Origin of the sequence: Halomonas sp. DQ26W (genome assembly GCF_003339685.1) — a bacterium.
GTDB lineage: Bacteria > Pseudomonadota > Gammaproteobacteria > Pseudomonadales > Halomonadaceae > Halomonas.
This window is the reverse complement of the sequence record NZ_QPKI01000012.1, coordinates 41246-62600: the sequence shown is the minus strand read 5'-3', so window position 1 is coordinate 62600 and position 21355 is coordinate 41246. Positions and strand designations below refer to the sequence as shown.

The window sequence follows — 21355 nt, the reverse complement described above, 5'->3', positions numbered from 1 at the left end:
GCAGGCCCCGCTCAGGCGGGGCCTGCTCGTTAGATAGGGCAGGAGCCGTCCAAAATGCGCTACGCATTACTCGTTCAGGGCGCACCCTACAGCAGCCAGGCGTCACATTCCGCATTGCGCTTTGCCGGGGCCCTACTGGCTCGCGGGCATCGCCTGGAGTGCGTATTCTTCTATCATGATGGTGTCTATAACGCCGCAAGGCTTGCGGCGCCGCCTCAGGATGAGCCCCATCTGGTGGATGCCTGGGTGAGTCTGAACGAGGAGCACGGTACTCAGCTTCAAGTCTGCATCGCCGCTGCCCTGCGGCGGGGGTTGCTCGATGAGCGCGAAGCCACCCGTCACGGCAAGTCGGGCCATAGCGTCGAGCCCCCTTTCGAACTGACGGGTCTGGGCCAACTGATCGACCTGGGATTGGGCGTCGACCGCCTGGTAACCTTTGCCCCCTGAGGAGGAATCGATGCAAGCAGCGAACGTCCCGGATGGAGACGTGCTGGTCATCCTGCGACACCCGCCTCACGGCAGCAGCTGGCTGCGTGAAGGACTCGATGCCGCCTTGGTGGCGGCGGCCTTCGGCCAGGCGGTCAGCCTGCTGTTCCAGGGCGATGGGGTGCTTGCCCTGCTGAAGGGGCAGGGACAGGGGCCACTGGGGCAGAAGGGCACTTCCGCCACGCTGGACATGCTGGCCATGTACGATATCGAGTCGCTGTTCCTGGACGCGACGTCACTCGCCCGCCTGGGCTTGTCTACCGATTCGCTCCAGCTGCCGGCAATCCCCCTCGAGCCGCCATCGATAGCGGCGCTGATAGCCGGGCACCGGCTGGTACTGACATTTTGACGCCATCGGTGACACGACGATAATCGCGAGGTCGATCATGATCCTGCACATTCTCAATCGCTCCCCCAGCTCGAGTCTGGTCTACCGTGAGGCACTGGCCAGTATGGGGCCGGAAGATCGGCTGCTCCTGGTCGAGGATGGCGTCCAGGGTGCGCTTGTGTCTCAGGCACGTCATTTTGAAGTCATCAGCGGCCGGCTGTTTGCCTTGCGTGAGGACCTGGTTGCCCATGGGCTGGATGGCCACTGCGATGCCAGTGTACAGGTAGTGGATGTCGATGGCTTCGTGGCACTTACCGAAGAAGCCGACAAGACAGTGAGTTGGTTCTGATGCCCTCTACGGGAGTCGATCGCTATCTGTGGGTGGGCGGGCATCGCATTGCCCTCGATCCGGAGGGCTATCTGGTCGAGCTCGATGACTGGACACCGGCCGTTGCCAGCGCCATGGCAGTAGAGGAGGGGCGTGAGCTGACCGACGAGCACTGGGAGGTCCTCATGGTATTGCGCGACTTCTATGCCCGCTACGAGGCCTCGCCGGCCATGCGCCCCCTGGTCAAGGCCGTAGGGCAGTCGCTGGGCAGCGAGAAGGGGCGTTCGCTTCATCTTATGCGCCTCTTCCCGGAAAGCCCTGCCAAGGTGGCAGCACGACTGGCAGGACTACCGAAGCCTGCGAATTGCCTCTAATGAAAGGCTGCGCTCGATGAAGGAGGCTGCATGAACTTTCTGGCCCATGCCTGGCTGGCTCGGGGTGGCAGTGACGAATTTCTCTACGGCAACCTGATTGCCGATGGGGTCAAGGGCAGCGACCTGGCGGTGTGGCACCACGAGGTCGCCAGCGGCATCCGGCACCATCGCCGGGTCGATGCTTTCGTCGATGGCCACCCTGTCATTCATTTGGCACGGGGCCGGGCGCCGCAGACGCTTCGACGCTATACAGGTATCGCACTCGACCTGATCTGGGATCACTTTGTAGCGCGCCAACTGCAACTCGACGTGATCGAGTCCCGGCTGGTACTGCGCTGTTATCGCTTGCTGCAGCAGCGTCCTGCCCCCGCGCGCCTGGCGCTAATGATGCCGGTGCTGGTGGAGCAGGACTGGCTGCATCGCTATGCCGACTTCGAATTTACCTGCCGGGCGGTGCGCGGTATCGGCCAGCGGCTATCGGGGCCGAACCGTTTGGCGGAGCTGGTGCCGTGGCTGGCGGCGGATTATGCCGCCCTGGAGAAGGACTTTCAGCACCTCTGGCCCGCCGTGAACGCCGAGCTCGAGATAGCCGATACCTGCTAGAGGCGGTCGTTCAATCGCCCCTGAGCCACCCGGCCGCTTTGACCTGGCAGCCGCCCCGCGGCATGTGCTCAGCTCACTCCCTCTTGCGGTAGTGGAAAGACATCGTCGAGCAGCGGGCTGCAGCTCAGCCATGCTGGCCTCGGCCGGGTATGACCAGGTTCGCGAAGTTGCAAGGCTTGTGTCGGCTGTCGAGCTGCTCTGCCAGCAGGCCATCCCACGCGGTGCGACAAGCGCCGCTGGAGCCGGGCAGGCAGAAGACCACAGTGGCATTGGCCAGACCACCCAGGCAGCGACTCTGGATCGTGGAGCTACCGATTTCCAGGGAGGAAAGCTGGCGGAATTGTTCGCCAAACCCTTCAATGCGCTTGTCCAGCAGCACCGATACGGCTTCAGGCGTCGAGTCGCGCCCTGTGAATCCGGTGCCACCGGTGGTCAGGATGACCTGAATGTCCGGGTCGGCAATCCACTCGGAGACGACGGCACGGATACGGTAGATGTCATCGATCACGATCCGACGATCGGCAAGACGGTGTCCGGCAAGTTTCAGGCGCTCGGCCAGCAGGGCTCCGCTTCGGTCACTATTCAGGTCCCGGGTATCGGAAATGGTCAGCACCGCTATCGTCAGAGGTATCATTGATTCGCTCATGAACCTTGTTGCTCCCGTTTACGGGTTTGTTGGGCCTCGAACGTTGCCATCTGTCCCGGCGAAGCCTTCTGCTGGTAGTTGGCTTTCCATTCATCGTAAGGCATACCGTAGACATACTTCCGGGCCGTTTCGTAGTCGAGTTCGGCGCCCCGCTCCTCGGCCGCCGACACCAGCCACTTGGAGAGGCAGTTGCGGCAGAAATCGGCCAGAATCATCAGGTCGATGTTCTGCACTTCCTTGTGCTCGACGAGGTGCTTGAGCAAGCGTCGAAAGGCAGTGGCTTCAAGTTCGGTACGAGTGGCCTCATCGAGGTGCTGCATGGTGTATCTCCCTGCAAGCGGACTGAGCTGGAGTGATCATGAATGCAGTCAAGGATAACAAAAGTGGGCGGCATGGGCGGACTGACATGACTGCCCGGGTATCGGTTCGCTGCTACAGACAGTCCCTGCCAGGGATGCGATCATGCCATTTCCCGCGTAATACACAGAGAAGTGGAACAAGGTTGAAAAGAGATGACCCTCACCAATCTTAGCCAGGCACGCCTGCCCACTACGTTGGAAGTCGATGTGCTCAATGAGTTCGGCGAGTACAAACGGCAAGCCATTGCGGCCGAGCGCTCCCTGACCCTTTATCTCAACAAGCGTGAAATCGTCACCCTGATGACGCTGGGTGCCGACCCGGAGGCGTTGGTGGTGGGGTATCTGCGCAACCAGGGGCTACTCCAGAGCGCCGAGGATCTCGAGGTGGTACAGGTCGATTGGGAGGTGGAGGCAGCCGCCGTGGTGACCCGGCGGTTGCCGGACGACATGGAGGCCCGGCTGGGGCAGCGCACCGTGACCACCGGCTGTGGCCAGGGCACGGTGTTCGGCCGGCTGCTGGATTCGACCTCGCTTAAGAAGTTGCCCGATACGCAATTGTCGCAATCGGTACTCTATACGCTGCTCGAACGGTTGGGCGACTACAACGAGACCTATCGCAGCGCGGGGGCGGTCCATGGCTGTGCACTCTGCCGGCAGGCCGACGTGCTGGACTTCGTCGAGGACGTCGGACGGCATAACGCGGTGGATACGCTGGCCGGGCGCCAATGGCTGGAAACCAGCGAAACCTTGGGCGGCGATATTTTCTATACCACTGGAAGACTGACCTCAGAGATGGTGCTCAAGGTCGCCCAGATGGGGATCAGTGTTCTGGTATCACGCTCCGGCGTCACCCAGAAGGGGCTGGAACTGGCCGAGCGCTTCGGCGTGATGCTGATCGCCCGCGCCAAAGGGCGCCACTTCCAGGCGATCAATGCCGGGTCTAGACTCGAACTTGATGCCATGCCCACGAGGCGCCCGGGCGACCGCCAGCGCAGCTGAGCTCAGGTGGCATCTCCGGGGGTACAGACCGACAACACCGCGGCATCCGCCTCGCTAAGTGACACCAGCGCATGCCCCATATCGCTATCGAAGTAGATGCTGTCGCCCTGGGAGAGCTGCAGCGGTTCGTAGAACTCGGTGTAGAGACAGATATTGCCTTCCAGCACCATCAGGAATTCTTCACCGTCATGACGGACCCACTCGCTGAACTCGTCGAAGCTGCGTGCCCGGACGATGGTCTTGAATGGGATCATGCGTTTCTGGGCCATCTCGCAGCTGAGCAGTTCATGCTCGTAGGTAGGTGTGGGATGGTGCTCGCCTTTACCCTGACGTGTCAGGTCACGACGCCCCATGGTGCGAGGCTGGGCGCGAGGCGGGGTGAGCAGCTGTGGCAGATCGATGCCTAGGCCGTTGATCAGCTTCTGTACGGCGGTGAAGGTCGGTGATATCTGATTGTTTTCGATCTTGGACAGGGTCGAACGGGCCAGCCCGGTGCGCTGGCTGACATCCTCCAGCGTCCACTGGTTGGCCAGGCGAAGCTCCTTGAGACGTTCGCCGAGTCGCAGCGGTTCCACGAAGGGCTTGCGGCCGGATGCGATGCGCAGCGCGGTCTGCTGATCGGTGGGGGCGGGCATTGGCAGGTTCACTATAGGAAACAAATTTCCCTGAAGCGTACCACAAATGGCGCGAAGCGCGTTGCCATGACGACATCCGCGCATCGGATTGCGACAATACGCTTCCTTGCCGGACTGAACGCCCCTCAGTCGCCGAAGGGAAGCCCCAGCAGTGCCTTCACGTGCGCCTCGGCGCTGCGCCCGAGCGAGGCCGGGTCGTAACCCCCTTCCAGGACCGACACAAGGCGGTTGTCGGCATAGAGTGCGGCAATTTCCATGGCCATATGGGTCACCCAGTGGTAGTCCTCGTCTTCCAGGCAGAGCTCTGCCATTGGGTCCTCGCGGTGGGCGTCGAAACCGGCGGATACCAGCACCAGCTCCGGCTTGAAGTTGTGCAGTGCAGGGAGCCAGTCGTGTTCGATCTGTCGGCGGAAGGAGGTGCTATCGGTACCGGCATCCAGGGGGGTATTGACCACGTTCTGCCACTCGCTGCGCAGGTAGCGCCACGGGTAGAACGGGTACTGGTAACTGGTGCAGATCAGGGTGTCGGGGTCGTCCTTGAAGATGTCGATGGTGCCGTTGCACTGATGAACGTCAAAGTCGAGGATGGCGATGCGCCGGGCACCGTACTTGGCCCGGGCATGGGCAGCTCCTACGGCGACGTTGTTGTAGAAGCAGAAGCCCATTGCGTCGGTGGCCTCGGCGTGATGTCCCGGGGGTCGCACGGCACAGAAGACGTTGTCGGCCTGGCCACGATAGACCTGCTCCACGCCGCGGATGACCGCGCCGGCAGCCATGCGCGCGGCCTGCAGGCTGTCGGGGTTCATCATGGTGTCACTGTCCAGCGTGACAATACCGGCTTCGGGCACACACTTGTCGAGTGCCCGAAGGTGGCGAAGCGGATGAACCCGAGCCAGTTCGTCCTCGGTGGCTTCACGGGCGTCTGACTGCATGGTCTGTTGAAGCAGGCCTGACAGGGCTAGGCGTGCGCGAATGGCTTCGAGTCGCAGGGGGCACTCGGGGTGCTCCGGCCCCATATGGTGAAGATGACAATCGGGGTGCGTGATATAAGCCGTGATCATACGGGCGCTCCACAGTGACATAGGTCACTTTAATGCTGCCAAGCCCTTGCATAACAGTGTCAATAAGTCGTACACAGGATGGCAGAAACTGACCTTGCGGAGAAAGCGACTTGGGTACCCGATTCTTACGGCACTTCTTCGAGCCACGTATCATCGCTGTGATCGGGGCGTCGGAAAAGCCCCACTCCATCGGTGGTCTGGTCATTCGCAACCTTCAAGAGGCCGGCTTTCCCGGCACCATCTGGGCAGTCAATCCGAAGGGGTACGAGTCGGTATTCGGCCAGGCCTGCGTGTCGCGTATTCGTGAGTTGCCTGAAACGCCCGACCTGGCTGTCATCTGTTCACCGGCACACAGTCTTCCCAAGGTGATCTCTCGGTTGGGTCGGTTGGGTGTCAAGGCGACCCTGGTACTTTCCGGTGGTTCGCGCCTCGACGAAGCCAATGGGGACAAGGGCTCGATCCGCGAACGAATGCTGGTGGCGGCACGCGAATCGGGAATTCGTGTGTTGGGGCCCGAGTGCATGGGGCTGATCGTGCCGGGGCGCAAGCTCAACGCCTCCTATGCCAGTCAGCCGGTCAAGGCGGGCCGGGTGGCCTACCTGGGACAGTCTGGCATGCTCGGCAACGCCATGATCGATTGGGCCGCCGGGAGGGGAATCGGGTTCTCCCATCTCATCACGGTGGGCGACAGTGTCGACGTCATGCTTCCCGACTTGCTCGACTACATCAATCAGTACTCTCCCACCCAGGCGATTCTGTTGCACCTGGAGCGGATTCAGGACTCCCAGCACTTCATGACGGCACTGCGTGATGCCTCGCGAAATCGTCTGGTTCTCGCCATCAAGAGCGGACGGACACCGGAATCCGATCTTTCCAGCACGCCGCCGACACCGGGAGTCGCCAACCGTGACATCATCTTTGACGCAGCCTTCTCCCGAGCCGGCGTGGTGCGGGTCAACGATTCAGACGAATTGTTCGATGCATTGATGACCCTGTCCCAGATGAAACCGCTCAAGGGCGATCGACTGGCGATCGTCTCCAATGGTCTGGGGCCGGCCATGCTTGCCATCGATAAGCTGATAAGCGCCGGTGGTAAGCTGGCAAGCTTTAGCGAGGAGACGCAACGGGCGCTGAAGAAAGGCGACTTCGACATGAGCAAGCCCGGCGAGAACCCGGTAGACCTGGGGGGCAACGCTACGCCGGAGAAACTGGTGGCGGCGCTGGAAATCGTCGCCGGTGACCCTGGGGTGGATGCCGTGCTGGTAGTACATGCACCGACGCGCCTGGCTCCATCCAAGGCCACTGCCCTGGCGGTGATCGCCAACCGCAAGCGCTTTCGCCGCAACCTGTTGACCAGTTGGATGGGACTAGAGGCAGCCCTCGACGCCCGCCATGAGTGCAGCGTTGCGGGTATACCGACCTACGTCTCGCCGGAGAAGGCGGTAAAGGCCTTCATGCACATGGTCGATTACCAGCGTGTCCAGGCGCTGCTGCAGGAGACTCCGCCGACACTGCCTTTCGCCACCACGCCCGATATCCGTGCCCGCTGCCGTACTCTTATCGAAGCGGCCAGGGTCGAGGGGCGCGAGACACTGTCCCATTCCGAGACGGCCCAGGTTCTGGAGGCCTACGGCATTCCCGTTGCACCCAGCCGCTACGTGCAGACGCCGGAACAGGCCCTTGACGCTGCCAGCAGCATCGACGGCCCCATGGCGGTGAAGGTCGTGCACGCGAGCAACTGTCGGCCGTTTCGCTATCGCCGGCAACCTCACAGGATGTCGGCAGGCCTGCTGCAGGATATCCATTCGCCAGAGCAGGCGGCCGAAGGCGTCACTCGCCTCGGCGACAAACTGCGTGAAAGATTCCCGTCGGTGAGAATACGCGAGTACTGTCTGCAGCCAATGCAGCGGGGCAAGCACTCCATGCAGATCTGTGCCGGTATCACCCGCGACCCCATCTTCGGCCCGATCATTCTGTTCGGTATCGGTGGTTACAAGGTCAACGTGCTGGCCGACCGCCAGGTGGCACTGCCGCCACTGAACATGACGCTGGCCGCCGACATGGTGGGGCGCACCCACGCTGCTCGTTTGATACGCGAACACTCCAGCGATCCGGAACGTGATCTGGAGCGCCTCTGCCAATTACTGGTCCAGCTGTCGCAGATGGCTTCCGACCTGCTCGAGCTACGCGGCCTGGAGCTCAATCCGCTGCTACTCAACCGCGACGGCATTGTGGCGGTCGATTTCGCCATTGACCTGGGCACTCCGGCGCGCTTCGCCATCATGCCCTATCCGGAAGAGCTGCGGGAATGGACGACGCTCAACAATGGCATGGCGGTCGAGGTGCGACCCATTCGTGCCGAGGACGCGCCGCTGATCACCAACTTCCATGGCCAACTGTCCGAGGAGAGCATTCGCTTTCGCTACTTTCACAACAAGTCGGACCTGACCCAGCGCGATCTATCGATGCTGTCGCACATCAATTACGACCGGCAGATGGCGTTCATCGCCGAGCACCTGCGGGAGGACGGCAGCAAGGAGATGCTGGGCGTGGTCAGAGTGTGGAACGACCCCGACAATATCCGCACCGAATTCTCGGTGATCGTCCGTGACGACATGGCCGGGCAGGGGCTGGGGAGCCTGCTCATGAAGAAGATGATTGCCTATTGCAAGAGCGTGGGCACCCTGGAGATGATCGGCAAGATAATGGTCGACAACCACCCCATGCGAGCGCTGATGAAGCACCTGGGCTTTCGCTGTCGCTACAACATGGAGGAGCAGGTGGTGGACGCGGTGCTGCGTCTCAATGAGCCCGAGAACGAGTGGCAGCGACACCGTCTTGAAAGCATGCCCGACTAACGGAAACCCTGAATCATTACCTCGTTCGATATATGAATCAGAGCTTCCTTGCCCCGGGTTTTCTTATCCAGAGCTATGCAGGTCAGGGCGCCATGCGGAAAGAGTGCCAGTTGCCGTCGCGCAGCTCGTAGCGGATACGGTCATGCAACCGGCTGGGCTGACCCTGCCAGAATTCGATCATCTCCGGTGTGACTCTGTAGCCTCCCCAGTGGACGGGACGGGGGATCTCCTGGTCCTCATAAGCCTGCTCAAAGCGATGCTGCCGCTCCTTGATCCACTGCCTTCCGGGGATGACTACGCTCTGGGTGGCGATCCAGGCACCCAGTTGGCTGGCCCGCGGGCGGCTATTGAAATAAGCATCCGACTCCTTGGCATCGACCAACTCGACGTGCCCCTCGACGCGCAGTTGGCGCCCCAGCGACGGCCACCAGAAGGTCAGGGCAGCGTAAGGAACGTTGGCCAGCTCGCTGCCCTTGTGGCTATGGTAATTTGAGTAGAATACCAAGCCTCTTTCATCGTATCCCTTGAGCAGTACGATACGCGCGTGAGGAAGGCCCTTGCTGTCGACGGTGGCCAGCGTCATGGCGTTGCCATTGTCGCCCTCGGCGTCCAGTGCCAGTGTGATCCATTCATCCAGAAACACCATGGGGTCAGCGGGCAACTTCTCCTCTTCCAACTGCCCGCCCTCGTAGTCGCGCCGAATGTCGGCGATCTTTCGTGTCATTGCGTTCTCCTAAAATTTTCTAAATGGTCGCTGCTGCTGGGCCGAAGCACAACATGTCGACGGCCTTCCTGGGTGCAAAGGAGCTGGGCAACGTGGCAACCTTCTTGTGCCGGGGAAACCGCATGCTTTAGTACTATTCTATTCCAGCGGCCGGGGCATTGCAGGGGTTCCTGGCATCCACTCAAGGGAGTCATGCACCGCTGGCTGCCTTCATCTGGCGGCTGCGAAAGCGGGCGTAGAACATACAGCCGGTAAAAAGTGCTAATGATGACAGTGCAATCAACATCCCCAGTAGCCCGACGCCGGGTAGGATCGCAACATTTACACCAATCATGAAATACAGCAGGCTCACGAATGCCAGCCAGGCATGCCCGCGAGGACGGCGGCCAATGATCGATGGCAGGAACAGGATGAGCGGCAGAATGAAGGCCAGCATCGGACCCAAACTTATGCCTTCATCTTGAAGCACTACAACCCAAGTCATCATCAGCACGACTAGCAAGCCAAAGCTGCCCAGCACCAGTTGCCGTGAGCGGTCGGTGAGGCTGTCCAGGCCATGGCGGCCCTCCATCTCTTCCAACCAGCGTCTCATGAGGGCTCCCTCAAGGTTTGCAGTGCCAGGGCCAGGCGGGCGATACGCTCGCCCTGGGCACGCACGAGGCGTCGCTCAGAGTCGGTGAGAGGCTGGTCGCTGCGCTGGCCGGCGACATGGCTAGCCCCATAGGGCGTCCCGCCGGCAGTGGTGTTCATCAGCTCGGTCTCGCTATAGGGCAGACCGGCATAGACCATACCATGGTGAAGCAGCGGTAACAGCATCGAGATCAGCGTGGTTTCCTGGCCGCCGTGGAGGCTCGAGGTGGATGTGAACGCCGTCGCCGGCTTGTCGATCAGGGCGCCATTGAGCCACAGCGCGCTGGTGGTATCGATGAAATGCTTGAGCGGGGCAGCCATATTGCCGAAACGGGTTGGGCTGCCGAGCGCCAGCGCCGCACAGTGCCGCAGGTCATCGAGGTCGGCGTAGATGGCACCTTCGTCGGGTATCTCGGGATCGACGGCTTCGCACGTGGTTGACACGGCCGGTACGGTTCGCAGCCGGGCTTCGATACCGGGAGAGGATTCAACGCCCGCGGCGAGCTGCTCGGCCATGGCACGGGTTGCGCCGTGGCGAGAATAGTAGAGGATCAATACGTAGGGCAGGGAGTCGCGCATCTTGGCTCCTGAAGACTGAAAGAGGCTGGGTTCGGGTCACTCTTCGGTATACAGCAAAGTGAGCACGTCTTCCGGCGGGCGGCCCAGCACGGCACGCTTGCCATCGTCAGCGATGGGGCGCTCCATCAGCTGAGGATGCTTGACCAGCACCTGAATCACCTGCTCCTGGTCCTTCAGGTCGATTTTCAGCGTTTCCCACTCGGGCTCCTGGGTTCGAATCAGCGCCTCGCCGTCCGCATGCAGTCGAGACATCAGGTCGCGCAGCTCCTCCTCCCCGAGGGGGGCGTCAAGGTAGCGACGAATCGTTACCGCGGCGCCATTTTCCTCGAGCAGAGCCAGCGCCTGGCGGGACTTGGAACAGCGGGGATTATGATAGAGCGTGATGGTCATGGCGGGCTCCTCGATCCTTGGGAAGTGGCAGCTATTGTAGAAGGGGCGTCGTGCTCACCACAACTAGGTATCCGCCCCGCCGGCTTCCAGTAGCGCTTCGACGCCAACGTCTTCGTCGGCCAGCCTGCGATACACCCAAGCCGTCCGTCCGTCGGCCAGACGCTTGGCAACGCGTGCATAGCGAATGCCCAGTCGCTCATAGCGGTCAAGCCGCTCCAGTTCATCGGCACTGACAACGATGACTTCACCTGCCACACGCTCGCCTGGCGCCTCGATCAGATCCAGCTTCTCGCGGCGGAAATCATGTAGTTCTGCGGGTTCGGACTCGCCGGCTCGGCCCATCACGATCCAACGCACCGGTGACAGGCGCAGGGTTCCATAGACGAAGACAGCGTGAGGTCCTTCGCCCACTTCCGGCAGGTGATCGGGGCGGTCGTAGGTGAAGGGACTGAGCATGGTGAACCAGAGCCAGGCCACAGTGGCCAGCGGCAGGGCCACCACGGCCGCCAACAGGTATCGCAGTCCTTGCATGGATGCCTCCTCATCGACATGACACGGAGTCATCCTGCCACGACACGACCTCGGCTGTCCGGTCCAAAGCCGATTCCAGGCGCTGGTCGGTAGGTTCGACAATCACGGAGGTGGTCCATGAATCACTCTGTGCGAGATGAAGAAGACTTCCAAGCGATTGATGGAAAGCTCGGGGCGGCTTGGGTAATGCTATGCAAGAGCGGCGGGCGAGGGTGGCGAATCGGCAGCGGCAGCAGAAGTACCGCGATTAACGTCGTAAGCCAGTAAGCCGGCCCACTGGGGCCGGCTTACTGGTTTAATGACATGTGGCATCAGACCATCGAGGTTTCTGCCTCGCGGACCGCTTCGCGCAGGCGGTGACGGAATAGTGGCTCCGGTTCGTCAACGGCAGGCTGGTAGGCACGACTGAAAGCGTTGAGTGCCTGCAGGGCATCTTCCAGCCACTGGTCCTCGCGCAGCGACAGGGCATCGAAACCGCACCGGGTCAGGAAAAAGACCTGATCAACCAGCACGTCACCCACGGCACGAATCTCTCCTGTATAGCCGAAACGTTCCCGCAGAAGGCGTGCGGTGCTGTAGCCGCGTCCATCGGTGAACTTGGGGAAGTCGATGGCAATCAATGGTGCATTGGCAAGTTCTGCGGCGAGTTCGGGTGTCAGCTCGGTATCGCTGCCAAGCAGAGGTGCCCGTTGCCTATTGCTGGCTTCTTCCCGCCATGCGGCCAGTGGCACGATAGCGGGGGCGTCGGGGAGTGGCGATTCGGGCTCGCGAATCATCGTCCAGTGGTCCTCGGCGGGTCGTCCCTCAAATATGAAGGGGCGTGCGTTGGTAGCTTGATCAGGCATAAACCCGCTCCTTGAAAGGTTTGAGGCCGATACGGCGATAGGTTTCGACAAAGGTCTCACCCTCTAGCCGTTCACCGACATACACCTGCAGTACATTGTCGATCACTTCGGGCACCTTATCGCGGCTGAAGGAGGGGCCGAGGATCTTGCCCAGCGAGGCTTCATTGCCCTGGGCTCCGCCCAGCGAGATCTGGTACCACTCCTCGCCCTTCTTGTCGACGCCAAGAATGCCGATATTGCCGACATGGTGATGGCCGCAGGCGTTCATGCATCCGGAGATGTTCAGCTCGACCGGCCCCAGGTCATAAAGGAAGTCGAGATCCTCGAAGCGCTCCTGGATGGCGTGGGCGACGGGGATCGACTTGGCGTTGGCCAGTCCGCAGTAGTCGCCACCGGGGCAGCAGATCAGGTCGGCGAGGGTGCCCACGGTGGGGTTGGCCAGGCCAAGTTCGCCGAGGCGATCCCAGAGTGCCTTCATCTGGTCGACGGCCACATCGGAAAGCACCAGGTTCTGCTCGTGGGTCACCCTCAGCTCGCCGTAGCTGTACTCGTCAGCCAGGTCCGCCACCTGGTGCATTTGCTCCCAGGTCAAGTCGCCGGGAGAGTGGCCGCTGCGCTTGAGCGACAGGGTAACTGCCTTGTAGCCGGGTACCTTGTGGCCATGCACGTTGTTGGTTACGAAGCGGGCGAAGGCTCGATTCTCGCTGCGCAGCCGCTCGTAGCCGGCAATCGCCTCCTCGCTGATCGGGCGGCGCTCGGGATCTATGAAATGATGCTGCATGTCCTCGACGGTCTGGCGGGTCAGCGTCTGGGGGCCATCCTTGAGGTGGGCCCACTCAGCATCGACGCGGCGACGGAATTCATCCACGCCCAGCGCCTTGACCAGAATCTTGATGCGCGCCTTGAACTTGTTGTCACGGCGACCGAACTGGTTGTAAACGCGAACCAGAGCTTCCAGATAGGTCAGCAGATGCTGCCAGGGCAGGTCCTCGCGGACCACCTCGCCGATCATCGGCGTACGCCCCAGGCCACCACCGGCCAAGATCTTGACCCGGACCTCACCGTGGGCGTCGCGCCACAGGCGTAGACCCACGTCATGGACCAGAATTGCGGCACGGTCCTCGGCTGATCCGGTGACGGCGATCTTGAACTTGCGCGGCAGGTAAGTGAACTCCGGATGGAAGGTCGACCACTGGCGGATCAGTTCGCACCAAGGGCGCGGATCCACGTCTTCGTCTTCCGCGACGCCGGCGAACTGGTCGCTTGAAGTGTTGCGAATGTCGTTGCCGCTGGTCTGGATGGCGTGCATCTGCACGCTGGCCAGCTCGGCGAGCATATCGGGTACCGTTTCCAGCTTGGGCCAGTTCAGCTGCAGGTTGGTGCGGGTAGTAAAGTGGCCGTAGCCGCGATCATAATCGCGGGCCAGATCGCCCAGCTTGCGCAGCTGGTAGGAGGCCAGCATGCCGTAGGGGATGGCGATGCGCAGCATGGGAGCATGACGCTGGACATAGAGGCCGTTCTGCACGCGCAGTGGCAGAAATTCCTCTTCGCTGAGCCTCCCGGCCAGATAGCGGTTCATCTGGTCGCGAAACTGGGCGACGCGTTCATTGACCAAGGTCTGATCGTGGGTGTCGTAGCGATACATTCAGCCGGTCCTGCTGCTATGAGAGTGGCGAAGCGTCAGGGGGCCACCTTAACGCCTCGGCATTATTCTATGAAAGAATAAATATTCATATTTTTTATACGGAAAGTAATATAAGGAGTCAAGTCCGATGTCCGGAGACTATACCGCCAGCCGCTGCCAGTGGCGTCGTTGCCAGATAAGCCCAAACCAGACGGAATTCAGACAGCGGTAGCCAAGCTGAACCCACCAGATGCCCAGCAGTCCCTGGTCCAGCCCCACCCCGACCCACCAGGCCAATGGCAGGAAGACCAGCCACTGCAGGGTCAGCGTTGTGGTCATCACGGTGCGGTTGGCACCAGCGCCGAGCAGCGCCTGGCCAAGCACCAGCGCTGCGGCATCCAGCACGATCATGGCCGCGGTGAGCTGAAGTGGCAGCCGCCCAAGGGAGATCAGGCCAGGGTCGTGGAGAAACAGTCCCAGCACCATTTCGGGGAACAGCGCCATGGGCAGTGCCAGGGCCGACAGGCAGAGCCAGGCTAGGCGTACCACGTCCCAGCCCCAGCGGTGAGCCTCCTGGTGGGCCTGCTGCCCCAGCGAGTGACCGACGAGGCTCATGGCCGCCATGCCGAGCCCCACGCCGGGCAATATCAGCAACAGTGAAAGATTGATTAGCACATGCCCCACCGCCACGCTTGCGGCGTCGATCTGACCAAGTATCCAGAACAGTACCGCGTAGCCTGCTGCGAACCACAGTTGCTGAAATGAGTGGGGTGTGGCCAGGCGCAGGGTAGTGGTTAATGTCTTGCGCCGTGGCAATTCGGTCAGAAAGCCACGCGATATTGCATGCCGAACGCTCAGCAGCGCCCAGAGGGCAAGCCCGAGGAACAATGAGAGGGTCGTGCCGGCACCTGCACCGGCAGGTCCCATTGCCGGTAGTCCCAGGTAACCGAAGATGAGCGTCAGGCTAGCGGCCACGTTGATGACATGGGTGATCAGTATGATCCGCAGATAGATCCCGGTCTGCTGGATGCCGTTCCAGTAGCCGCGAAAACAGAAGATCATCGCCACGGCCACCAGCGAAAGGACTCGCCAGCGAAAATATTCGACGGCCACTGCGCTCACCTCGGGATCCTGATTGATCAGGCCGAGCAATGCAGGTGCCTGCCACAGGCTGAACAGAGTGATGGGCAGCGACACCGTGATTGCAATAACCAGACCGGCGTTGAGTGGCATGGCGCAGTTGGGCCAGTCCTTCTCGCCATGACGCCTGGCGGTCTGCGCCTGGACACCCGACGACAGGCCGAACACCAGGGCGGTGATCAGGAACATGGCGTAGCCGCCGATGCCGACGCCGGCCAGGGGGACCTCGCCGAGCGAACCGACCAGGGCCGCATCAACCAGGTTGATCAGGCTCTGCGACAGCATGCCGGCGATGATCGGCAGGGCCAGGCGCAGGATTTTCTGTCTGCGCAGCGATGCGGTCATGCCGGGTCGTAGGAGAGCACCGGTGCCAGCCAACGCTCCAGCTCCTCCAGGGTCATCTCCTTGCGTTCAGCCAAGGTTTCCACCTGATCCCGGGTTATCTTCCCGGTGGAGAAGTACTTTGACTGCGGGTGCGAGAAATACCAGCCGGACACCGCTGCCGCCGGCCACATGGCGAAATTCTCGGTTAGGTCGATGCCGGCATTCGAGGGGGCATCGAGTAGACGGAAGAGAGTGCTCTTCTCGGTGTGGTCGGGGCAGGCGGGATACCCCGGTGCAGGCCGGATACCCTGATACTTTTCGGCAATCAGCTCGACGTTATCCAGCTGCTCGTCCGGCACATAGCCCCAGAACTCCTTGCGTACCCGCTCGTGCATACGCTCGGCGAAGGCTTCGGCCATGCGGTCGGTCAGTGCCTGTACCATGATCGCGCTGTAGTCGTCGCCAGCGGCCTTGTAGTGTTCGGCCAGCGCCTCGACGCCATGGCCGGTGGTCACCGCGAAGCCACCGATCCAATCGGGCTTGCCCGACGCCTTGGGCGCGACGAAGTCAGCAAGGCTGTAGCAGGCTCCATCGCGGTTCTTGGTGGTCTGTTGGCGAATATGGTGAAGCCGTTCGATGACCTGGCTACGCGACTCGTCGGCGTAGACCTCGATGACATCGTCGTCGACGCTATTGGCCGGCCACAGGCCGATCACGCCACGTGCCTGGATATGTTTTCCGTCGATCAGCTTTCGCAGCATCTCCTGGGAATCGGCGAACAGGCTGCGTGCGGCTTCGCCTACCACCTTGTCATCGAGGATCTTCGGATACTTGCCCGTCAGCTCCCAGCTCATGAAGAAGGGCGTCCAGTCGATGCGTTCGATCAGCTCTTCGATATCGTAATTGTCGAATACCTGAAGGCCGGTCATGGCGGGACGCGGCGGCGTATAACTGGCCCAGTCGATGGGCAGCTTGCGCTCGCGGGCCGCGGCATAGCTGAGGTCGGCGGCCTTGGGCCGGCGCCGGGCGTTGCGCTCGCGCACCTGATCGTACTCGGCACGAATTTCCGCCACATAGGCGGGCTTCTGGCTTGGAGAAAGCAGCTTGCCGGCCACTCCCACGGCACGTGAGGCGTCCGCCACGTAGATCACCGGGTGCTCGTAGCCGGGTTCGATCTTCACCGCGGTATGTGCCTTTGAGGTGGTGGCGCCGCCGATCAGCAGCGGCAGGTCGAAGCCCTGACGTTGCATCTCCTTGGCCACATGGACCATCTCGTCGAGGGAAGGGGTGATCAGGCCCGACAGGCCAATGATATCGGCTTTCTCCGCCCGGGCCGTCTGCAGGATCTTCTCCGCCGATACCATGACGCCGAGGTCGACCACATCGTAGTTGTTGCACTGCAGGACCACGCCGACGATGTTCTTGCCGATATCGTGGACATCCCCCTTCACCGTGGCCATGACGATCTTGCCTTTGGCCTTGGTGTCTTCGGTCTTCTCTGCTTCGATATAGGGGATCAAGTAGGCCACTGCCTGCTTCATGACACGGGCCGACTTGACCACCTGGGGCAGGAACATCTTGCCGGCGCCGAACAGGTCGCCGACCACATTCATGCCATCCATCAGTGGCCCCTCGATCACTTCGATGGGGCGGGCAGCACGCTGGCGGGCCTGCTCGGTGTCGTCCTCGATGTAGGCAGTAATCCCCTTGACCAGGGCGTGGGAGATACGTTTCTCGACCTCCCAGCCGCGCCACTCCAGGTCCTCCTTCTTGGCAGGACCGCTACCGTCGCCCTTGTAGCGATCGGCAATGTCGAGCAGTCGCTCGGTGCCGTCGGGGCGCCGGTTCAGGACCACATCCTCCACCGCTTCGCGCAGTTCGGCGGGCAGATCGTCATAGACCGCCAACTGACCGGCATTGACGATGCCCATACTCAGGCCGGCACGAATGGCGTGATAGAGGAAGGCCGAGTGGATCGCCTCGCGCACCGGGTTGTTGCCGCGAAACGAGAACGACACATTGGAGACACCGCCCGAGACCATGGCGTGGGGCAGGTGTTCGCGGATCCAACGGGTGGCTTCAATGAAGTCGACCGCATAGTTGTTGTGCTCTTCGATGCCGGTGGCGATGGCAAAGATGTTGGGGTCGAAGATGATGTCTTCCGCCGGGAAACCCACATCGTCGACCAGGATCTGATAGGCGCGCTGGCAGATCTCGGTCTTGCGGGCGAAGGTGTCGGCCTGGCCCAGTTCGTCGAAGGCCATCACCACCACGGCGGCACCGTAGCGCCGGCACAGGGTGGCCTGTTCCCGGAAAGCGTCCTCTCCCTCCTTCATTGAGATGGAGTTGACCACCGCCTTGCCCTGGACGCACTTGAGCCCGGCCTCGATGATCTCCCACTTGGAAGAGTCGATCATGATCGGCACCCGGGCAATGTCGGGTTCTCCGGCAATCAGGTTGAGAAATCGCACCATGGCTTCTTCGGACTCCAACATGCCCTCGTCCATGTTGATGTCGATGACCTGAGCGCCGCTCTCCACCTGCTCCAGGGCCACCTCCAGGGCGGTGTTGTAATCCTCGTCGACGATCAAGCGCTTGAAGCGGGCCGAGCCGGTGACGTTGGTCCGCTCGCCGACGTTGACGAACAGTGAGCCCTTATCGATGTTGAAGGGCTCGAGGCCGGATAGACGGCAGGCTCGCGGACGCTCGGGCACCTGGCGCGGAGGCATGCCCTGGATGGCGGCATGAATAGCGGCAATGTGCTCCGGGGTTGAGCCGCAGCAGCCACCAATGATGTTGACCAGGCCGCTCTCGGCAAACTCGGCGACGATGGCCGCCATCTCATCGGGCGTCTGGTCGTATTCACCAAACTCGTTGGGCAGGCCGGCGTTGGGATGTGCGGAGACGAACGTATCGGCTTTGGTGGCGAGTTCTTCCAGGTAGGGTCGAAGCTCTGCGGCTCCCAAGGCACAGTTCAGCCCGATGGCGAGCGGCTGGGCATGGCGCACGGAGTTCCAGAACGCCTCAGTGGTCTGGCCGGAAAGCGTACGGCCCGAGGCATCGGTGATGGTACCCGAGATCATCACCGGCAGGCGTTCGCCGCGATCGGCAAATAGTGCCTCCAGGGCGAAGATAGCCGCCTTGGCATTGAGGGTGTCGAAGATGGTCTCGATCAGGATCAGGTCGGAGCCGCCATCGATCAGCGCTTCGGCGGCCTCATAATAGTTTTCGCGCAGTGCATCGAAGGTAACGTTGCGCTTGGCCGGGTCGTTGACGTCCGGTGACAGCGAGGCAGTACGAGAGGTCGGCCCCAGAACACCGGCCACGTAGCGCGGTACACCGGTTTCACTGGCCACGGCGTCGCACACCTCGCGGGCCAGACGCGCCGACTCCCGGTTGAGCTCGGGCACCAGTGACTCCATCCCGTAATCGGACTGGGAGAGGCGAGTGCTATTGAAGGTGTTGGTCTCGACGATATCGGCGCCGGCCTCAAGGTACTGGCGATGGATTCGCGCCACCAGTTCGGGGCAGGTCAGCGCCAGCAGGTCATTATTGCCCTTGAGATCGGAGGGCCAGTCGCTGAAGCGCTCACCGCGAAAATCGGCCTCATCGAGCTCGGCGTTCTGCAGCATGGTGCCCATGCCACCATCGAGCATCAGGATACGCCGACCGAGTTGATCGGTAAGGGTGGCAGTCAAGGCAGAGGGAACGGCGGCCATGGGTCGGGTCGGTCTCCAGCGAAGTCACGGGTAGACGGCCTCGCAGGCGCCTCAGGGCGTCTTCTTGGGCGGGCCGATTCGGCCCGTATGTTAACAAATGCGGCGCCGCGAGGGCAGGGTCGATCAAAAACCGACCAAAATAGTCGGGATTGTCTCGCCGGCCGGTTTTGCTTACCATGGAGTGTATGTCACTTACGGCCTGCCCGAATGGGCCGAGGCCAGAGCAGCGAGAACACCATGAGCGAGACTATCCAGATTACCGACAGTGCCCAGGATTACCTTGCCGAACTGCTGGAGAAGCAGAGTGTCGAGGGTATCGCCGTGCGCATCTTCATCACCCAGCCCGGTACGCCTTATGCCGAAACCTGTCTCGCCTACTGCCGGCCGGGTGAGGAGGAGCCTACCGACGAGCGTGTCGAGCTGGAGAAGATCAATGTATTCCTGGACAAGAACAGTCTTGCCTTCCTCGACGAGGCAGTCGTCGACTTCAATGCCGACCGCATGGGAGGTCAACTGACCATCAAGGCGCCCAATGCCAAGATGCCCAAGGTCAACGCCGATAGTCCGCTTGAGGACCGTGTCAATTATATCCTCTACAGCGAGATCAATCCCGGCCTGGCCGCTCACGGCGGAGAAATCAAGCTGACGGAACTGACTGATGACAAGGTGGCGGTGCTGGCGTTCGGCGGTGGCTGCCAGGGCTGTGCTGCAGTTGACCTGACCCTCAAGGAAGGGGTCGAAAAGACGCTGATGGAGCGTATACCCGAGCTTGCCGGCATCCGTGACGTGACCGACCATACCGATACCACAAACGCTTATTATCGGTGAAGGCTGGCGGGGCTCAAGCCTGGCGATAACTGAGCCTGTGGCGGTGATTCGAGGGCTACCACCAGGGTTATCGGTTCGTGCCCAGTTCGCCCTCGGCCTGTTTGTCAGTCTCGTTTGAAGGTTCCACCGTGGCGGGGCCTTCCTTGGTCTTGCGGGCCGGACGCCCCTTCGCCTGGCTGAGATCATCGCCCTGCCAGAGCCGGCGGCTCACCTCTGCTTCCAGCAGGCGCAAGCGGCTGGCCTGCTCTTCAAGATGACGTTTCTGGTCATCGATACGCGCCTGGAGCAGCGTCTGCTCATGGCGCATGGTGTCTGCGTGCTCTTCTGCTCGAGTCCGGGCCCACTGGGTCTCCCGGTGCTGCTTCTCCTCCCTGGATAGCACGTTGCGCATCTCCTGAAGCTCCTGTTTCAACGCCTCCTGGCGGCTTTCCAGCTGCCGCAGATTGGCTGCGTAGCGTTTCTCGCCCGACAGGCGCTCCTGGCGCGCCTCATCCAGCAGGCTCATCAGTCTGGTTTCGGCAGCTTCGTGGCGTTGCTCCGCCTGTTGCTGACGAGCCTGGTGTTGCGTCTCCCGCTCCCCCAGGGCCTGCTGATGCGCTTGGAGTTGCAGCTCGCTTTCAGCCTGAAGCCGTTCGAGCTGTTGAAGGCTGCGGGCGAGTCGCTCACAGAGTCGTCGTGCCTTGTCGAGGGCCTGGTCGCGCTCGACTTCTGCGGTGGCCAGGGCGGCGCTGCGCGCTTCCAGGCGCTGCTCGATGCTGGCCAGATGGGCTGAAAGAGCCGCTTCGCGCTGCTGGGCATCCTCCACCTGACGCTGGGCATCCTGCATGGCATCCCGGGCCATCGTGATCTCGCGGTCGGCTTCTTCGCGATACTCGGCGAGGGCTTCTCCGGCGGCATCCTGCGCCTTCTCCCAGAGGCCTTCGGCCAACTGCTGGATCGGTTCGGGCATGCCCTGTGCCGGCGTGGCAACGCCTCGCTCTTCACGCTGACCACGCCATTCGCGCAGGTGGTCGCTGATGGTGGTAAAGCTGCCCGTGCCCAGCACTTCCCTTATCTTCTGAACGCTAGGCGCTTCTCCTTTGGCCATCAACGCATCGATTGCCTGCTTTACGTCTTCGTACTGCACGCCACTACGGGCCATGTCGCTCTCCTGACGTCATCTGCGAACCCTACCTGTACTTGGCCGCAAGGCAGAATGTCCTCGTGCTGTTGCATGTCGCGGCTAGTTTAGTGCCGGCGGGCAAGAAGGAAAAGATAATTACATGATATCAATTACGTAATCGCCTCATTCGCGAGACTTTCGACGACATTGCATGGCTTGCCGCCCGGGGCGGACGAACCCCT

The 21355-nt window shown here is 61.7% G+C and carries 22 protein-coding genes; 8 read left to right on the top strand and 14 right to left on the bottom strand.

What is annotated here, in order from left to right:
• The first annotated feature begins 54 nt into the window (after positions 1–54).
• The 5 genes from tusD to DU490_RS08365 are packed head-to-tail and all read left to right on the top strand — an operon-like array spanning position 55 to position 2119.
• Positions 55–447 carry a sulfurtransferase complex subunit TusD gene (gene tusD / locus DU490_RS08385; RefSeq protein WP_114573862.1) on the top strand — a complete coding sequence of 131 codons (393 nt, stop codon included), beginning with the start codon at positions 55–57 and terminating at the stop codon, positions 445–447.
• 10 nt (positions 448–457) lie between these two features.
• Positions 458–835: a sulfurtransferase complex subunit TusC gene (gene tusC / locus DU490_RS08380; protein WP_114573861.1), complete on the top strand. Its 378-nt coding sequence runs from the start codon at positions 458–460 to the stop codon at positions 833–835.
• 37 nt (positions 836–872) lie between these two features.
• Positions 873–1163 carry a sulfurtransferase complex subunit TusB gene (gene tusB, locus DU490_RS08375; protein WP_114573860.1) on the top strand — a complete coding sequence of 97 codons (291 nt, stop codon included), beginning with the start codon at positions 873–875 and terminating at the stop codon, positions 1161–1163.
• Positions 1163–1516, top strand: a complete 354-nt coding sequence (locus DU490_RS08370; protein ID WP_114573859.1) for a TusE/DsrC/DsvC family sulfur relay protein — start codon at positions 1163–1165, stop codon at positions 1514–1516. The genes tusB and DU490_RS08370 overlap by 1 nt, the downstream gene beginning before the upstream one ends.
• Before the next feature lie 30 nt (positions 1517–1546).
• The gene (locus DU490_RS08365; RefSeq protein ID WP_114573858.1) at positions 1547–2119 is read left to right on the top strand and encodes an ACP phosphodiesterase; all 573 of its coding nucleotides are present in this window, start codon (positions 1547–1549) and stop codon (positions 2117–2119) included.
• Between the two features lie 124 nt (positions 2120–2243).
• On the opposite strand, the gene moaB is transcribed toward DU490_RS08365, so the two are convergent.
• Positions 2244–2765: a molybdenum cofactor biosynthesis protein B gene (gene moaB / locus DU490_RS08360; protein ID WP_114573857.1), complete on the bottom strand. Its 522-nt coding sequence runs from the start codon at positions 2763–2765 to the stop codon at positions 2244–2246.
• Entirely contained in the window at positions 2762–3085 is a 324-nt protein-coding gene (locus DU490_RS08355; RefSeq protein ID WP_114573856.1) for a DUF1244 domain-containing protein, read from the bottom strand. The genes moaB and DU490_RS08355 overlap by 4 nt, the downstream gene beginning before the upstream one ends.
• Before the next feature lie 192 nt (positions 3086–3277).
• On the opposite strand from DU490_RS08355, the gene DU490_RS08350 reads away from it, so the two are divergent.
• Complete coding sequence (locus tag DU490_RS08350; RefSeq protein WP_114573855.1) at positions 3278–4123, top strand: formate dehydrogenase accessory sulfurtransferase FdhD; 846 nt, start codon at positions 3278–3280, stop codon at positions 4121–4123.
• Positions 4124–4125: 2 nt separating this feature from the next.
• On the opposite strand, the gene DU490_RS08345 is transcribed toward DU490_RS08350, so the two are convergent.
• Both DU490_RS08345 and DU490_RS08340 read right to left on the bottom strand, forming a co-directional pair.
• A complete protein-coding gene (locus tag DU490_RS08345; protein ID WP_114573854.1) occupies positions 4126–4758 on the bottom strand; it encodes a helix-turn-helix domain-containing protein in 633 nt (210 codons plus the stop codon).
• A 125-nt stretch (positions 4759–4883) separates the two neighbouring features.
• A complete protein-coding gene (locus DU490_RS08340; protein ID WP_114573853.1) occupies positions 4884–5819 on the bottom strand; it encodes a histone deacetylase family protein in 936 nt (311 codons plus the stop codon).
• Positions 5820–5929: 110 nt separating this feature from the next.
• Between DU490_RS08340 and DU490_RS08335 the strand changes: the two genes are divergently transcribed.
• On the top strand, positions 5930–8677 hold the full coding sequence (locus tag DU490_RS08335) for a bifunctional acetate--CoA ligase family protein/GNAT family N-acetyltransferase (protein WP_114573852.1): 2748 nt from the start codon (positions 5930–5932) through the stop codon (positions 8675–8677).
• Positions 8678–8759: 82 nt separating this feature from the next.
• Here DU490_RS08335 and pdxH read toward each other — a convergent pair whose 3' ends face one another.
• The 9 genes from pdxH to metH all read right to left on the bottom strand — a co-directional run bounded on the left by pdxH (position 8760) and on the right by metH (position 19183).
• Positions 8760–9401: a pyridoxamine 5'-phosphate oxidase gene (pdxH, locus tag DU490_RS08330; RefSeq protein ID WP_114573851.1), complete on the bottom strand. Its 642-nt coding sequence runs from the start codon at positions 9399–9401 to the stop codon at positions 8760–8762.
• A 190-nt stretch (positions 9402–9591) separates the two neighbouring features.
• Complete coding sequence (locus DU490_RS08325; RefSeq protein ID WP_114573850.1) at positions 9592–9993, bottom strand: DUF2069 domain-containing protein; 402 nt, start codon at positions 9991–9993, stop codon at positions 9592–9594.
• Positions 9990–10610: an NAD(P)H:quinone oxidoreductase gene (wrbA, locus tag DU490_RS08320; protein WP_114573849.1), complete on the bottom strand. Its 621-nt coding sequence runs from the start codon at positions 10608–10610 to the stop codon at positions 9990–9992. The genes DU490_RS08325 and wrbA overlap by 4 nt, the downstream gene beginning before the upstream one ends.
• Before the next feature lie 36 nt (positions 10611–10646).
• Complete coding sequence (gene arsC / locus DU490_RS08315) at positions 10647–11000, bottom strand: arsenate reductase (glutaredoxin) (RefSeq protein ID WP_114573848.1); 354 nt, start codon at positions 10998–11000, stop codon at positions 10647–10649.
• Between the two features lie 63 nt (positions 11001–11063).
• Positions 11064–11531, bottom strand: coding sequence for a gamma-glutamylcyclotransferase family protein (locus tag DU490_RS08310; protein ID WP_114573847.1), 468 nt, complete (start codon positions 11529–11531; stop codon positions 11064–11066).
• Between the two features lie 311 nt (positions 11532–11842).
• Positions 11843–12376 carry a DUF934 domain-containing protein gene (locus DU490_RS08305; protein ID WP_114573846.1) on the bottom strand — a complete coding sequence of 178 codons (534 nt, stop codon included), beginning with the start codon at positions 12374–12376 and terminating at the stop codon, positions 11843–11845.
• Positions 12369–14021: a nitrite/sulfite reductase gene (locus tag DU490_RS08300; protein WP_114573845.1), complete on the bottom strand. Its 1653-nt coding sequence runs from the start codon at positions 14019–14021 to the stop codon at positions 12369–12371. Before DU490_RS08300 ends, DU490_RS08305 begins: the two co-directional genes overlap by 8 nt.
• Before the next feature lie 138 nt (positions 14022–14159).
• Positions 14160–15485: an MATE family efflux transporter gene (locus tag DU490_RS08295; protein WP_114573844.1), complete on the bottom strand. Its 1326-nt coding sequence runs from the start codon at positions 15483–15485 to the stop codon at positions 14160–14162.
• Positions 15482–19183 carry a methionine synthase gene (gene metH, locus DU490_RS08290; RefSeq protein ID WP_114573843.1) on the bottom strand — a complete coding sequence of 1234 codons (3702 nt, stop codon included), beginning with the start codon at positions 19181–19183 and terminating at the stop codon, positions 15482–15484. Before metH ends, DU490_RS08295 begins: the two co-directional genes overlap by 4 nt.
• Before the next feature lie 237 nt (positions 19184–19420).
• Here metH and nfuA point away from each other — a divergent pair, with 237 nt between their 5' ends.
• Positions 19421–20011, top strand: coding sequence for a Fe-S biogenesis protein NfuA (nfuA, locus tag DU490_RS08285; RefSeq protein WP_114573898.1), 591 nt, complete (start codon positions 19421–19423; stop codon positions 20009–20011).
• Between the two features lie 67 nt (positions 20012–20078).
• On the opposite strand, the gene DU490_RS08280 is transcribed toward nfuA, so the two are convergent.
• A complete protein-coding gene (locus tag DU490_RS08280) occupies positions 20079–21152 on the bottom strand; it encodes a DNA-binding protein (protein WP_114573842.1) in 1074 nt (357 codons plus the stop codon).
• Positions 21153–21355: the final 203 nt, after the last annotated feature.

What these genes read in the sequence shown, in the direction of transcription:
- tusD (WP_114573862.1), top strand. Translation starts at nt 55, where the DNA reads ATGCGCTACGCATTACTCGTTCAGGGCGCACCCTACAGCAGCCAGGCG.
- tusC (WP_114573861.1), top strand. Translation starts at nt 458, where the DNA reads ATGCAAGCAGCGAACGTCCCGGATGGAGACGTGCTGGTCATCCTGCGA.
- tusB (WP_114573860.1), top strand. Translation starts at nt 873, where the DNA reads ATGATCCTGCACATTCTCAATCGCTCCCCCAGCTCGAGTCTGGTCTAC.
- DU490_RS08370 (WP_114573859.1), top strand. Translation starts at nt 1,163, where the DNA reads ATGCCCTCTACGGGAGTCGATCGCTATCTGTGGGTGGGCGGGCATCGC.
- DU490_RS08365 (WP_114573858.1), top strand. Translation starts at nt 1,547, where the DNA reads ATGAACTTTCTGGCCCATGCCTGGCTGGCTCGGGGTGGCAGTGACGAA.
- moaB (WP_114573857.1), bottom strand. Translation starts at nt 2,765, where the DNA reads ATGAGCGAATCAATGATACCTCTGACGATAGCGGTGCTGACCATTTCC.
- DU490_RS08355 (WP_114573856.1), bottom strand. Translation starts at nt 3,085, where the DNA reads ATGCAGCACCTCGATGAGGCCACTCGTACCGAACTTGAAGCCACTGCC.
- DU490_RS08350 (WP_114573855.1), top strand. Translation starts at nt 3,278, where the DNA reads ATGACCCTCACCAATCTTAGCCAGGCACGCCTGCCCACTACGTTGGAA.
- DU490_RS08345 (WP_114573854.1), bottom strand. Translation starts at nt 4,758, where the DNA reads ATGCCCGCCCCCACCGATCAGCAGACCGCGCTGCGCATCGCATCCGGC.
- DU490_RS08340 (WP_114573853.1), bottom strand. Translation starts at nt 5,819, where the DNA reads ATGATCACGGCTTATATCACGCACCCCGATTGTCATCTTCACCATATG.
- pdxH (WP_114573851.1), bottom strand. Translation starts at nt 9,401, where the DNA reads ATGACACGAAAGATCGCCGACATTCGGCGCGACTACGAGGGCGGGCAG.
- DU490_RS08325 (WP_114573850.1), bottom strand. Translation starts at nt 9,993, where the DNA reads ATGAGACGCTGGTTGGAAGAGATGGAGGGCCGCCATGGCCTGGACAGC.
- wrbA (WP_114573849.1), bottom strand. Translation starts at nt 10,610, where the DNA reads ATGCGCGACTCCCTGCCCTACGTATTGATCCTCTACTATTCTCGCCAC.
- arsC (WP_114573848.1), bottom strand. Translation starts at nt 11,000, where the DNA reads ATGACCATCACGCTCTATCATAATCCCCGCTGTTCCAAGTCCCGCCAG.
- DU490_RS08310 (WP_114573847.1), bottom strand. Translation starts at nt 11,531, where the DNA reads ATGCAAGGACTGCGATACCTGTTGGCGGCCGTGGTGGCCCTGCCGCTG.
- DU490_RS08305 (WP_114573846.1), bottom strand. Translation starts at nt 12,376, where the DNA reads ATGCCTGATCAAGCTACCAACGCACGCCCCTTCATATTTGAGGGACGA.
- DU490_RS08300 (WP_114573845.1), bottom strand. Translation starts at nt 14,021, where the DNA reads ATGTATCGCTACGACACCCACGATCAGACCTTGGTCAATGAACGCGTC.
- DU490_RS08295 (WP_114573844.1), bottom strand. Translation starts at nt 15,485, where the DNA reads ATGACCGCATCGCTGCGCAGACAGAAAATCCTGCGCCTGGCCCTGCCG.
- metH (WP_114573843.1), bottom strand. Translation starts at nt 19,183, where the DNA reads ATGGCCGCCGTTCCCTCTGCCTTGACTGCCACCCTTACCGATCAACTC.
- nfuA (WP_114573898.1), top strand. Translation starts at nt 19,421, where the DNA reads ATGAGCGAGACTATCCAGATTACCGACAGTGCCCAGGATTACCTTGCC.
- DU490_RS08280 (WP_114573842.1), bottom strand. Translation starts at nt 21,152, where the DNA reads ATGGCCCGTAGTGGCGTGCAGTACGAAGACGTAAAGCAGGCAATCGAT.